This is a genomic window from Bacillus taeanensis (genome assembly GCF_003318295.1).
Lineage (GTDB): Bacteria > Bacillota > Bacilli > Bacillales > UBA6769 > Maribacillus > Maribacillus taeanensis.
In genome coordinates this window covers 1-13003 of sequence record NZ_QOCW01000020.1, presented here as the reverse complement: position 1 = coordinate 13003, position 13003 = coordinate 1, and the positions used below count along the sequence as shown (strand labels likewise).

Below are 13003 nucleotides of genomic sequence, written 5' to 3'. Positions count from 1 at the left end.
CAGTAGAATACTAACAAGTTCAATTGTAGTTTATCATAAACAAAAGGGAGATAAGGTTTTCATTAGTTTCACTTTTTTTGTTAACGGGCGTATCTTTCTTTTGTCATTATATATAAAAGAAAAGACCGCAGCATTTCGATGAAATGCTGCGGCATTGAATATAGTAATATGATTGACTACTGCTTTGATTTTCGATAACCTGCAGCTTCCGCTTCTTCTTCTGTACAAAACCATGCTTCTGGATCCGTTTTATGATAAAAATCTCCTGATGGCATATGATATATTTTCTCTCCAGAGCTCGAATAATTGCCTTTAATTCCTAAGCAGGGAATCGTATCCTCAGATGATGATTGGTCATTGTCTTGATTCTCTTCTTGTACTTCCGTTTCTCCTATGTAAGACCCCTCTTTTTCTTGTTCATTCTCTTCAACGAAAAAGCTCATAAAACCGCCGATCAAAATCATCGTAATAAGAAGGAATATAAAACAACCACACCCACAGCACCCAAATTTCCTGTTTTTCTTCCCACCTAGCATACAGCATCCTTCCTTTCATGCTGGAATTGAGTATGCAATCTATACATCTTGCTATATCAGCAGCATTTTAGAAGTAAAAACATGGTTATTGATCCCAACAAAAGAGATGAATCGATCAAAAGAAAAAATACATCCTTATCTACATTCACCGTTTATTTTTATTAATTCGCGCCACAACAGCAAACCCCTTTGTTTTTCAAAATTTCATAAATATTTAGTTAATTTTTTACATATTACTTTTCTCCGCTTACACAATAGTTTGTCCTCACTTTATGTATAAACTCGGATTTGGAATATGACAAGTCTCTTTATTCCATTAATCATGGTATTGACAAGGTAATGTCCATCACATACAATTGAAAATGATTATCAACATCATATTGGAGGAAACAATACTATGTTTATTAACAAAAATAGCCGAAGCATTTTACTAATCACTGCACTTATTTTCGTTTTATCAACAGTATTACTTGGCTGCACAAATGCCAGCGAGAATGCTTCAGTGTCAAATAACGAGAATGACAACATGCTTACAATTTCTTGGCCGAGAGATGTAGGCGAAATGAATCCACACGTTTATAACCCATCGCAATTAATTGCTCAATCTATGGTGTATGAACCATTAGTAAGCTATCAAAATGGCGGCGAACTTAAACCACATCTAGCTGAATCTTGGGACATTTCAGAGGATGGAAAAGTATACACGTTTCACCTTCGTCAAGATGTAAAATTTTCTGATGGAGCAAACTTTAATGCTGAAATTGTGAAAAAGAATTTTGATACGATTTTAAATAATGCTGAATTACATAGTTGGTTAGGTTTCATTTCGAAAATTGATCAAACAGAAGTAATTGACGAAAATACTTTTAAACTAACATTAACTGAACCGTATTATCCAACGATTCAAGAGTTAGCGGTCGTTCGCCCAGTACGTTTTCTAGGTGAAGCTGGATTCCCGGAAGATGGTGATACTTCAAAAGGTGTTGTCGAACCGATTGGTACAGGTCCATGGATCTTAGAGGAGCATAAAGCGGATGAATATGCGATCTACAAGCGAAACGAAAATTATTGGGGTGAGCTTCCAAAAGTAGAAAAAATCAAAATAAAAATCATTCCTGATGCAGAAACAAGGGTACTTGCCTTTGAAAAAGGTGAGCTGGACCTTATTTATGGAGAAGGTGTGATCAATTTAGATGCTTTCAAACAATTAGAAACGACTGGTAACTATGAAACGAGTATTTCTGAACCAGTTGCAGCAAGACAGCTTGTTATCAATACGACGAAAGAACAGCTTTCCGATGAACGCGTTCGTCAAGCATTACATTATGGATTTAATAAAGAAGCGATGGTTGAAGGGATCACTTCTGGGCTCGAAGAAAAAGCAGATTATATTTTACCTACTAACTTCCCTTACACTTCAGAGATTGATGTTACGCCAATCCAATATGATGTAGAAAAAGCGAAATCGTTATTAGATGAGGCAGGCTGGACGCTTTCTGAAGGGAAAACAGTTCGTGAAAAAGATGGGCAGCCGCTTGAAGTCGAGCTGATGTATAATGCAGAAGAATTAATTCAAAAAGCAATGGCAGAAACCCTTCAATCTGAGTGGGCAGCCATTGGGGTTAAATTAAACATTGTTGGCGTCGAATTAACGGATCAAATTCAAAGATTTAAAGACAATGACTTTGACATTAACTTCTTTAGTAACTATGGCGCGCCTTATGATCCGCATACTTTCTTAAACATCGTTGCATCAGAAGGATTTGGATTTAATGAAGCCATTTCGGCATATCCAAATAAAGATGAGTTAATCCAACAAATGAAAGAGGTCCCTCAAACGACCGATGAAAAAGAACGTCAACAGCTTTACTCATCTATTTTGAAATCAATACAAGACCAAGGAGCAATTGTTCCTATTTCTTATATTAAAAAAGTAGCGATTTATCAAAAAGATGTTACTAATTTTACTTTCCCTGCTAATCGCGACGAACATCCATTCACAGGAATTAGCATTGAGCAGTAAATAGCAGGAGGATTTCATGAGCACTTATATATTGAAGCGAATACTGTCTATTATTCCCGTTTTTCTTTTAGCCGCACTTCTTACGACTGGAATGATTCACCTTTCACCAATCGATCCGGCTGAAGCTTATTTAACAGCAGCCCATATTCAACCAACTGATGAGATTTTAGCTCAGAAAAGACAGGAGTTTGGCTTAGATCAACCTTTCTTCATTCAATATGTAAACTCTATTATTAAGATATGCCAATTTGATTTTGGCATATCTTATGTTTCTAATAAGCCAGTTTGGGACGAGGTTACATATCGAATACCAGCAACCATTCAGCTGGCTCTGGGAAGTTTATTATTAGCGGTACTCATTAGTGTTCCGCTTGGATTTCTTTCAGGAGTAAAGAAAAACAGTGCTGTTGATCATTTTAGCCGCTTACTCTCCTTTTTCGGGGCCTCTATCCCCTCTTTTTGGCTTGGTTACTTATTAATTTTTTTCTTTTCCGTTAAACTAGACCTTTTTCCAGTAGAAGGAATAGGAACTTGGCAGCATCTCGTTTTGCCTTCTGTGACGCTTGCTCTTCCCTTAATTGCGATTTATACACGATTGTTACGTGCGAGTGTTCTTGAAAACTTACAGGAGCCTTATGTACTTTTTGCCCGAACAAGAGGAATTAAAGAAAAAACGATTATGGCAAAGCATGTATTACGAATTGCCATTTCTCCAATGATTACTGGACTTGGAATGAACCTTGGAAAACTACTAACTGGAACGATTATCGTTGAAGCAGTTTTTTCTTGGCCTGGGTTTGGTCGTTATTTTATTGAAGCTATTTTCAATCGCGATATCCCTGTTATCCAATGCTATGTGCTAATAGGGGCGGCCCTCTTTATTTTCAGCAGCTTAATTGTTGACATCATTCAAATGTATATTGATCCGCGTATTTCCAGGAAAGAAGGGCACCAATGATGATCACAAGTATACGTATGACATTCAGAAGCCAAAAAGTAATTCCGATTTGTTCGGTCATATTAGGGATTCTTTTTATAATCGCTATATTTGCTCCTTGGATTGCACCGAATGATCCGATTGCTGTCAACTTGGCTTATAAACTACATCCTCCATCTTTAGAGTATCCATTAGGAACTGACCACTTAGGAAGATGTAACTTATCGCGCCTTTTATATGGGGCACGCATTTCATTAGGCTTTGCGATGCTTATTTTTATCTCATCCTTAGTGATTGGTTTAATTGTTGGAACGATTTCAGGTTATAAAGGCGGTTGGTTTGATCATATTTTAATGAGATTTTGCGATGGTATAATGGCCTTTCCAAACCTTATCCTTATTCTTGGATTGGTTGGCATATTCGGACCCGGACTTACACAAGTTGTCATAGCGCTAATGCTTGTACAGTGGGTTTATTACGCGAGAATGTTCCGGGGAATGGTACTTAGCTTGAAAGAACAAAATTTTATTGCAGCATCAAAAATAAGCGGCTCTTCTCAATGGAAAATTATTAAAAATCATCTTGTTCCAAATGTGCTCCCTCCTCTTGCTGTAATGGGAACGTTAGAAATGGGCTGGGCGATTATGGATATATCCGCTATGTCGTTTCTTGGATTAGGAGTACAGCCCCCTACACCTGAATGGGGAGCAATGATTCACGAAGGAAAATCGTATATTCGAACAAATCCAGAATTAATGCTTTATCCAGGTTTGATCATTATGCTTGTTATTGTTGTCTTCAATTTATTAGGCGAAGCGTTATCAGAACGTTACGGTGTTAAACGCCGTTTTTAAAAAGGAATGAGAATATTGGGAACAGAACAATCAACTGTGTTACAAGTTAAAGATTTACATGTACAGGTAAAAACAAACAATGGTGCTGCCCCTCTTGTTCATAATATAAATTTTGAACTACAGCGCGGGAAAATACTTGGTCTCGTTGGGGAAAGCGGCTGTGGTAAAACCGTTACAAGTATGTCCATTCTTCAGCTCCTTGACCGGAAGACAACGACTATTAAAGGCAGTATTACAGTGCAAGGACGTGAGTTGAACGGTTTAGAAGAGAAAGAAATGCGCACAATCCGCGGCAAGGATATCGCTTTTATTATGCAAAATCCAATGAATGCTTTTACACCTGTGTTTACGATTGGGCATCAATTTATTGAAACGATTCGCTCACATACGCACTATAATAAAAAACAAGCAGCAGAGCTTGCCGTTGAGGCGATGCATGATGTAAACCTGCCAAACCCGAAAGAACTTTTAAAATCCTATCCTTTTCAATTGAGCGGCGGTATGCTCCAAAGGGTGATGATCGCTATTGCAGCATGCTTACACCCTGCTGTTATTATTGCTGATGAACCAACAACCGCACTCGATGTAAAGAACCAAAAGCAGGTGCTGCGCCACTTAGATAAAGTTCGCTCGCAATATGGTTCAGCGATTTTATTAATCTCCCATGATCTTGGTGTGATTTCTGAAATGGCAGATGAAGTAGCTGTTATGCAGAATGGCAGAATCGTAGAAAAAGCAGATGTGTTTCAATTATTTGATGAACCAAAGCATGAGTATACAAAGAAACTGTTACATGCACGCCCGCTCTTACATGTAAATCAATCTTTTACCCATCTGGCTTGACTTAAGATAGACATTTTATGAGGAGTGAATAAATGAGTTTATTACAAGTAAAAGAAGTAACTCATAGCTATGACTCGCAAAAACTTTTCAAATGGAAAGACCGTTCTAAAAAAGTACTTTCTGATATTTCCCTTTCTATTGAGGAAGGAACGTGCTTAGGGCTTCTCGGTACGAGCGGAGCTGGTAAAAGTACGTTAGGAAAAGTGATTCTCGGGTTGGCACGCCCACAATATGGACAAATTCTCTTTCAAGGGCATAATATTTATACAGCTGATAAGCATACCCGCCAAAAAATCCGCCGTGATCTTCAAGCTGTCTTTCAGGATTCCTACTCATCGGTCAATCCTCGGATGACAACCGAACAGATTATTGCAGAGCCGCTGGAAAACTATGAAAAGCTAACAGCCTCTGAACAAAAACGAACGATTATTGAATTGTTGGAAAGAGTTGGACTGAGTGAAAAGGACTTAAAAAAATATCCGCATCAATTTAGCGGTGGCCAACTGCAGAGAATCAATATTGCAAGAGCCATTTCACTAAAACCAAAGCTGATCGTCTTAGACGAATCTGTCAGCAGTTTAGATATGGTAACGCAAACGCTTATTTTACAATTACTAAAAGAGCTTAAAGAAGACTTCGGGCTCTCCTATCTTTTTATCACACATGATATTAAAGCTGCCTATACCATCAGCGATACGTTAGGTGTACTAGAAAAAGGTAAATTAGTGGAGCTTTATGAGTCAAAGGATCAGTTTTTCAATTCAGAGCATCCTGTAGTAAAAGAATTGAGAGGTTCCATACTTGCCGAGCACCCGCGTTTTCGTTCGATTCGAACAAAGGTAAGCACTCCTTAATAAAAAATAGTTACGTTCATTCGAAAGCCCCGATTTTATTCAAATAATCGGGTCTATTATTATAGAAGGAGACGAATCAGATGAATCACCGCGCTTATCTTGCTTTAGCAATCCCGTTAACGATCTCTACCTTGACAACGCCCTTATTAGGCGCTGTAGATACAGCTGTTGTCGGACAGCTTCCCGATCCTGCTTACATTGGAGGCGTGGCAGTTGGCGCTCTTATTTTTAACACTTTGTATTGGGTCTTCGGTTTTTTACGGGTCAGCACATCTGCTTTTGCCGCACAAGCTAGCGGAGCAAGTGACCCAACGCAAAGTATATTTGCTTTATCCCGCCCTTTTTTATTAGCTTTCATTGTAGGCATATGTTTCATTCTCTTACAATGGCCAATTGAATATGCTGCTCTCACATTAATTGCACCTGAATCTGATGTTAGTAAGTTTGCAGTTGAATATTTTCGAATTCGGATATGGGGAGCACCATTTACATTGATGAACTATGTAATTCTTGGCTGGTTAATGGGGATGGCTAAAATTAAAGAATCGCTATACTTACAAGTGTTTATGAATGTGTTGAACATGATATTAGCTGTTCTTTTTGTTCATGTTTTTTCTTTTGCCGTAAAAGGGGTTGCAGCAGCCACTTTGATTGCTGAACTAACAGCGTTCGTATTAGGGTTGCTTCTTATTGTAAAAGTATCACCGTTTCAATGGAAACTGCCATCTATTCAAGCACTAATCGATACACAATCTATGAAAAAGATGTTTCATGTTAATAAAGATTTGTTTATTCGAACAATTAGTTTATTAGTCGTTATTAATATGTTTACCGCAAAAGGGGCTTCATTTGGTACAGAATTTCTAGCTGCAAATGCCGTATTATTTCAAATTCATTACATCATGGCTTATTTATTTGGCGGATTCGCGAACGCCTCCAGTATTCTCGTTGGTAAAGCGATAGGCTCAAATGATGAAAAATTATATAAAAAGACGCTTACTTTATCACGGCAGTGGTCGGTGATCACAGCTTTTATCGTCGCTTGTGTATACGGATTATTTCAAAAACAAATTATTGGAATTTTTACAGATCTACCAAGTGTTATTGAACTTTCAACGAAGTATGGAGCATGGCTCATCGCCTATCCGTTTGCTGCTTGTTTTGGTCTTGTGATTTACGGTGTTTTTACAGGCGCAACTGAAATTGCCCCAGTTCGAAACTCCATGATTTACGCAATGATTGTCTATATCATTATACAAATTACCATAACCCCTATCTGGCATAATCATGGTCTATGGTTTGCCTTTATCGTCTACACGCTTGGACGATCTGGATTCCTAGTCATATATACTCCTAGATTAAACAAAAAACTGTTACAAGCTTAAAAAGATTATCACCAAACATATCATTTGTATTTTATGAAGGATTTAATTCAGAAAGCGAGCCGCTTCATAGAGAAGCGGCTCGCTTTTTTGTATAAGTATAAATGTAACTCTTTTTGTTTCGTGAACATAAAACGAATAAAAATCACTTCTCTTTTACATGTAAAGATGTAAAATCACGCTAATAGCAGTCTTATTTCAAAAAAATACTGCTATTTATAGTTGGAAATTTTAATTTATAGAGGAAAGTAATTTATGAATAATTCAAGAAGTAAAATACGCAAGATAATAGTACATAATCGCCGTTATATATTCATATCGTGCAAAAACATAACATACATCAGTGATCAAATCATTTTACATAATCCGAGAAGGTTTCTGATTGTTGTTCTGGAAAAGTGAAAGGAGAAGTTATGATGGATCCCTTATTCTTAATGAATAGTATTTGGGTAATGCTGGCAGCTGCTCTTGTTATATTAATGTTAGGTGGCTTCATTCTACTTGAAGCCGGATCAACGCGAATGAAAAATGCCGGCCATATTGCTGGTAAAACAATCTTCACGTTCGGCATTTCCTCATTAGTCTTCTGGGCAGTCGGATATGGGTTAATCTTTGGTGAGGGAAATGCCTTTTTTGGATTAACGGATTTTTTCTATTCAGGTTATGACATTGAAGGGTTAGGCCTTTCTGGAGCAGTTTTCTTCTTATTTCAGCTTGCGTTTGCAGGTATTTCCTTAACCATTGCATTTGGCGGATTCGCAGAACGCGCTAAATTATCCGCTTATATTATTTTTGCGGTCTTATTCTCGATCTTGATTTATCCTGTTATTGCCCATTGGATTTGGGGCGGCGGCTGGTTAGGTGATCATGGCAAACAAGATTTTGCAGGTTCAACAGTTGTTCACTTAACAGGGGCGATGGGAGCTTTTGCAGCAACGATTCTTTTAAAACCTCGTATTGGTAAGTACAATGAAGATGGTTCTCCAAACAATATTGCAGGACATAACCAAGTATTTACTGCATTAGGTGTCCTTGTGTTATGGGTAGGATGGTTCGGATTTAATGCGGGCAGTACGCTATCAGTTAACGATGGCTTCTTCGGATTTGTCGCACTTAATACAAACTTAGCTGCAGGTGCTGGAGCAGTAGCCTCATTGTTAGCAGTATGGATGGTAACAGGAAATGCGGATGTTCCAACAATGCTGAATGGTGCCTTAGCAGGTTTAGTTGCGATTACCGCTTCTTGTGCATTTGTAAACACGTGGGCTGCTGTTGTCATTGGGTTTGTTGCAGGAATTATCGTCTTTTACAGTATGGGCTTTTTTGAAAAACGTAAAATTGATGACCCAATCTTTGCGTTATCTGTTCACGGAACAGCAGGCGTTTGGGGAACCTTATCAACAGGGTTCTTTGCGACGCCGGAGCTTGCAACAGTTGGTCGACCGGGCTTATTCTACGGCGGCGGCTTCACTCAACTAGGTGTGCAGGCAATGGGAATCGCTGCATGTGGTGTTTATTCATTTGTTGTAGCGTTTGTACTTCTATTCATGATGAAGAAAGTTTTAAATGGCCTGCGCGTATCAGAAGAAGAAGAAATTATTGGTCTTGATTTAAGCGAGCACGGCAGCTATGGGTACCCAGAATTGTTACAACAAAGGGAGCAGTCAAAACGACACGGAGATGAAAACCCAAAATACAAGTGAATAGCTAACCGGTTTAATGATAAGGGAGACTGTTAATGTGGGAGATACTTTTAAGCATTATGAACATTTACGAAAGCTGAGAAAACAAACAATAAATGCTGCTGCAAACGATCATTTTACACTTAATAAACTTCATGATCGCTTCATGGATAAAGTCGTTCAAATCGCGTTGCAGAAGCTGAAAAAAGAGTGGGGTCCTCCTCCCTCTTCTTTTTCTTTCTTCCTAGTCGGCAGCGCAGGTCGGTTTGAACAAGCACTGTGGAGTGACCAAGATCATGGCATTGTCTATGAAAGCAATAGCGATGAAGCAAAGGACTACTTTCTTAAGCTCGGAAAAGAAATTTCAAATGGACTTTATCATGTTGGATATGAATTTTGTGACGGCAATGTGATGGCATCAAATCCATTATGGTGCCAGTCATTCGAAAGTTGGAAAATACAGCTTGAAAAATGGATGAAACAAGAAAGCTGGGAATCTATTCGGTACTTATTGATTTTTATTGATGCACGAGGATTAGTTGGCAGTGATGAATATATTAAGGAATTAAAACAATACATTTACCTTCAAATAGAGAAATCACCACACTTATTAAAAAGAATGTTAAATAATACGATGCGCGTAAAAAAAGGTATTGGGGCGTTCGGCCAATTTCTTGTTGAAAGACACGGCATTCATACGGGTAATATAAATTTTAAAAAAACAGCTTTTTTTCCTTATGTGAATGCAGTAAGACTTCTTGCCTTAAAAGAAACGATCATAAATACTTCTACTTTATCAAGGCTTGATTCGTTATCAGAAAGTAATATAAGTGTATCCGCGCGTGAAGATTATCGAAAAGAATTTTTGAAGTTATTACAATTTCGGCTCGTCCAGGGAAAGCATGATAATTACGATGCTGTTCATTATGTTAAGATCAATACGCTTACTAAGGAGCATAAAAAAGAGCTGAAAGAGATTTTGAAAAAAGGAATTCAGCTTTACAACTACACCAAAAGAGTAATAGAAAAAGGGTGTTAACAAATGCTTATGAATCAAATGATTCAATTTATAAAGCAGCTGTCTGATAAGGTAACTTCAAGTATGTATACATCCATTCAAGATCCCTCCAATCCACATCATATTTCGCTGTTAAGGCAGCTGCAAAAAGAAATTAAAGTGAAAAATCCTTTAGATCTTCCTCTAAAGGATTTGAAGGTCGTTGTCTTTGACCTTGAAACAACAGGGTTTTATCCTCAAAAAGGCGATACTATTTTATCAATTGGGGCAGTGAAAGTAACAGGTGAGAAAATAGAAGATGACACCTTTTATTCGTTAGTACAATCAAACGCAGTCCTATCACCAAATATTGCATCATTAACTGGAATTAAGGAAGAAGAGTTAAGAACGGCTCCCCCTTTTTCAAAAGTGCTTACAAATTTTTATCAATTTATAAAAGAGCATACACTCGTTGCCCATCATGCGAAACATGAACAAGCTTTTATGCAGCATGCAGCGTGGCGTTTAATGCGCACAAACTTTGATCATCGAATTATTGATACATCATTTTTAATGAGAGTTGTTGATCCGGATTTAAAAACTTTTCAGTTAGAAGATTGCTGTACAAAATGCGGAATTGAAGTGAAAGATCGTCATCATGCTTTAGGAGATGCAAAAATGACAGCCGAGCTTTGGTGCTATTACGTAAAAGAAATTCAAACATTAGGATTTACAAACTTACGTGAAGTGTATGAACGTGTAGCACAAATGTAAATAACCTGGTGAATGAAATGGTACAAAACAATAAAATGAACAAAAAAGAACAGAAGGATCCCTGTTCTAAGTTATTCTATTAATAATTGAATATTGAGCTAATCTCTCCTGTATATGGGAGATTGTCACGAAATGATTTTTCGATTCGATGATTGCCATTGATGACTTCACTTCATACCTTTCTAGTTTGATTTCCGACTGCAATATTGATTTGTTTACATCAGCTGTTTTTCTTAGACATCGTTTGTTCTTTTTTGCGATACATGAACCCATGGTCTTTCGTTTTCCCTTTAAAAAATGATTCTTATATGAAAAAACCGACCTTTCTAATGGAAAAAGGTCGGTTTTTAATTTAAATTTACTTATGCTGTTTCAGAGATACTCTTAACGATTTGAGCTAATCCCTCACTAACTGATACAGCTGGACGCCCAAGAAGTTTCTCAAAGTCATTGCTTTCAATTTCCAGTGTCCCTTCTCGGATGTCTTTTTGGATATTAACAAGAAATGGAATTAAGAAATCTGGTACACCGGCACCTTTCATAATGTCCGCATAATCTTCATCATCAACATGCTGTACAGCTACTTCTTTTCCTAATACAAAGCCAAGTGCAGCTGCAAATTCGTTCTGCGTTAATAACTTTCCAGAAAGCTCGTAAATTGTGTTTTCGTGGTCGTTACCAGATAGTACCACTGCTGCAGCTTCTGCATAATCCTGCTGCAGAGCCCAGCCTACTTTGCCGTTTTCAGCCGATGTTACCCAAGGCGCTCCTGCCAGAACACCTTGAATGCTTGAAATTTCATTCTCCAAATACCAGTTATTGCGTAAGAACGAATAAGGAATACCTGTTTTTTCAATCGCTTCTTCTGTTGCCTTATGCGTTGGAGCAAGGAAGTTGTTACTTTCCTTTGCGTTTGCGATACTCGTATATGCAATAAATTGAACCCCTGCACGCTCAGCCGCCGCCACCGCATTTGTATGCTGACGAATTCTCGTTTCATTGTCACCATCTGCAGAAATAATTAAAAGCCTGTCAATACCCTCAAAAGCAGCATCCAATGTTTCCGGAGAATCAAAATCGCCGTGGCGAACATCTACCCCACGATCTTGTAAGCCTTTCGCTTTCTCCGGGTTACGAACACTAACAGCCAACTGATCGGCTGATACCGTTTTTAATAACGTCTCTACAATTTTCGTTCCTAATTTCCCTGTAGCTCCTGTAACTAACATTTTCATTGATCTATTCCTCCAATACTATTTTTTGTATCTTTTTAATCACACATCCACACTTAACATGTATTTATTTTGAATACTTGTATTAATAATAGATACTTCTTGTTGTTTTGTCAACAAATAGAATAAAAGCTTTTTTATTTTTCACGAAGATTACGGTATAATACGTTGTAATCAAAGATAAAGCAGGTGAATGATATGTCGATCAGCAGCCGATTTTCCGTTGGTATTCATATATTAGCTCTTATTGAATTAAATAAAGATGGGGTAAGCTCATCAGAATTTTTAGCAGGAAGTGTAAACACGAACCCAACCTTAATTAGAAAGATTATGGGGATGCTGAAAAAAGCAGGGTTAATCGAAGTAAAACCCGGTATTGCAGGAGCAAAACTAGCAAAGGACCTCTCTTCTATCACATTGCTTGACGTTTATAAGGCGGTTGATGTTGTTCAGGAAAAAGAATTGTTTAATGTGCATGAAAACCCGCACCCTGATTGTCCTGTCGGCAGAAACATACAAGATTCGATTAACCCTGTATTAGCAGCAGCTCAATTAGCAATGGAAAAGGTACTAGGAAATGTAACGATTGAAGATATTGTGAAGGATATTGTTGAAAAAGAAAATTTAAAATAAGAAACGAAGATAAAGACAATCTTGAAAAAAGAATGTCTTTTTCGTCATGCAAATCCTTTCTTTTACAAACTAATCTAATAGTTCGTTAATCTACTTTTAAAAAGTAAAACTTATTTAACAAAATTTTTCTATATAAGTTCACTTTGATTTTTCATCACGTTTAAACTGTATACAAAACCGTCAATACTGCTCCTAAGAAAACAAAATCAAAGGAGCGGTTCAAATGAAACAACTACAAGTTACAAATGATCATGGA

12 protein-coding genes are annotated in these 13003 nt (G+C 37.6%); 10 read left to right on the top strand and 2 right to left on the bottom strand.

All coding sequences use genetic code 11. The features are described from left to right. Positions 1–176: 176 nt before the first annotated feature. A complete protein-coding gene (locus tag DS031_RS16490) occupies positions 177–536 on the bottom strand; it encodes a sunset domain-containing protein (protein WP_113807169.1) in 360 nt (119 codons plus the stop codon). Positions 537–933: 397 nt separating this feature from the next. Between DS031_RS16490 and nikA the strand changes: the two genes are divergently transcribed. The 9 genes from nikA to DS031_RS16445 all read left to right on the top strand — a co-directional run bounded on the left by nikA (position 934) and on the right by DS031_RS16445 (position 10882). Then, positions 934–2559: a nickel ABC transporter substrate-binding protein gene (nikA, locus tag DS031_RS16485; protein WP_113807168.1), complete on the top strand. Its 1626-nt coding sequence runs from the start codon at positions 934–936 to the stop codon at positions 2557–2559. Between the two features lie 16 nt (positions 2560–2575). After that, entirely contained in the window at positions 2576–3517 is a 942-nt protein-coding gene (gene nikB / locus DS031_RS16480; RefSeq protein WP_113807167.1) for a nickel ABC transporter permease subunit NikB, read from the top strand. Then, the gene (gene nikC, locus DS031_RS16475) at positions 3517–4350 is read left to right on the top strand and encodes a nickel ABC transporter permease subunit NikC (RefSeq protein WP_113807166.1); all 834 of its coding nucleotides are present in this window, start codon (positions 3517–3519) and stop codon (positions 4348–4350) included. The genes nikB and nikC overlap by 1 nt, the downstream gene beginning before the upstream one ends. Before the next feature lie 15 nt (positions 4351–4365). Continuing rightward, positions 4366–5193: a nickel import ATP-binding protein NikD gene (nikD, locus tag DS031_RS16470; RefSeq protein WP_113807165.1), complete on the top strand. Its 828-nt coding sequence runs from the start codon at positions 4366–4368 to the stop codon at positions 5191–5193. Positions 5194–5225: 32 nt separating this feature from the next. Continuing rightward, positions 5226–6047 (top strand): nickel import ATP-binding protein NikE, encoded by an 822-nt coding sequence (nikE, locus tag DS031_RS16465; protein ID WP_113807164.1) that lies wholly within the window; start codon positions 5226–5228, stop codon positions 6045–6047. Positions 6048–6127: 80 nt separating this feature from the next. Next, on the top strand, positions 6128–7432 hold the full coding sequence (locus DS031_RS16460) for an MATE family efflux transporter (protein WP_113807163.1): 1305 nt from the start codon (positions 6128–6130) through the stop codon (positions 7430–7432). A 413-nt stretch (positions 7433–7845) separates the two neighbouring features. Continuing rightward, positions 7846–9132: an ammonium transporter gene (locus DS031_RS16455; RefSeq protein ID WP_113807162.1), complete on the top strand. Its 1287-nt coding sequence runs from the start codon at positions 7846–7848 to the stop codon at positions 9130–9132. A gap of 37 nt (positions 9133–9169) precedes the next feature. Further along, positions 9170–10150, top strand: a complete 981-nt coding sequence (locus DS031_RS16450) for a DUF294 nucleotidyltransferase-like domain-containing protein (RefSeq protein ID WP_245947483.1) — start codon at positions 9170–9172, stop codon at positions 10148–10150. Positions 10151–10153: 3 nt separating this feature from the next. After that, a complete protein-coding gene (locus tag DS031_RS16445) occupies positions 10154–10882 on the top strand; it encodes an exonuclease domain-containing protein (RefSeq protein ID WP_113807160.1) in 729 nt (242 codons plus the stop codon). Positions 10883–11244: 362 nt separating this feature from the next. Here the strand turns inward: DS031_RS16445 and DS031_RS16440 are convergent, their stop codons facing one another. Then, entirely contained in the window at positions 11245–12117 is an 873-nt protein-coding gene (locus tag DS031_RS16440) for an SDR family oxidoreductase (RefSeq protein WP_113807159.1), read from the bottom strand. Between the two features lie 195 nt (positions 12118–12312). On the opposite strand from DS031_RS16440, the gene DS031_RS16435 reads away from it, so the two are divergent. Then, the gene (locus DS031_RS16435) at positions 12313–12747 is read left to right on the top strand and encodes an Rrf2 family transcriptional regulator (RefSeq protein ID WP_113807158.1); all 435 of its coding nucleotides are present in this window, start codon (positions 12313–12315) and stop codon (positions 12745–12747) included. Positions 12748–13003: the final 256 nt, after the last annotated feature.

Bases quoted from the DNA above. Each gene is read 5' to 3' on its own strand.
- nikC (WP_113807166.1), top strand. From the start codon at position 3,517: ATGATCACAAGTATACGTATGACATTCAGAAGCCAAAAAGTAATTCCG.
- DS031_RS16440 (WP_113807159.1), bottom strand. From the start codon at position 12,117: ATGAAAATGTTAGTTACAGGAGCTACAGGGAAATTAGGAACGAAAATT.
- nikA (WP_113807168.1), top strand. From the start codon at position 934: ATGTTTATTAACAAAAATAGCCGAAGCATTTTACTAATCACTGCACTT.
- DS031_RS16460 (WP_113807163.1), top strand. From the start codon at position 6,128: ATGAATCACCGCGCTTATCTTGCTTTAGCAATCCCGTTAACGATCTCT.
- DS031_RS16445 (WP_113807160.1), top strand. From the start codon at position 10,154: ATGCTTATGAATCAAATGATTCAATTTATAAAGCAGCTGTCTGATAAG.
- nikB (WP_113807167.1), top strand. From the start codon at position 2,576: ATGAGCACTTATATATTGAAGCGAATACTGTCTATTATTCCCGTTTTT.
- DS031_RS16435 (WP_113807158.1), top strand. From the start codon at position 12,313: ATGTCGATCAGCAGCCGATTTTCCGTTGGTATTCATATATTAGCTCTT.
- DS031_RS16490 (WP_113807169.1), bottom strand. From the start codon at position 536: ATGCTAGGTGGGAAGAAAAACAGGAAATTTGGGTGCTGTGGGTGTGGT.
- nikE (WP_113807164.1), top strand. From the start codon at position 5,226: ATGAGTTTATTACAAGTAAAAGAAGTAACTCATAGCTATGACTCGCAA.
- DS031_RS16455 (WP_113807162.1), top strand. From the start codon at position 7,846: ATGGATCCCTTATTCTTAATGAATAGTATTTGGGTAATGCTGGCAGCT.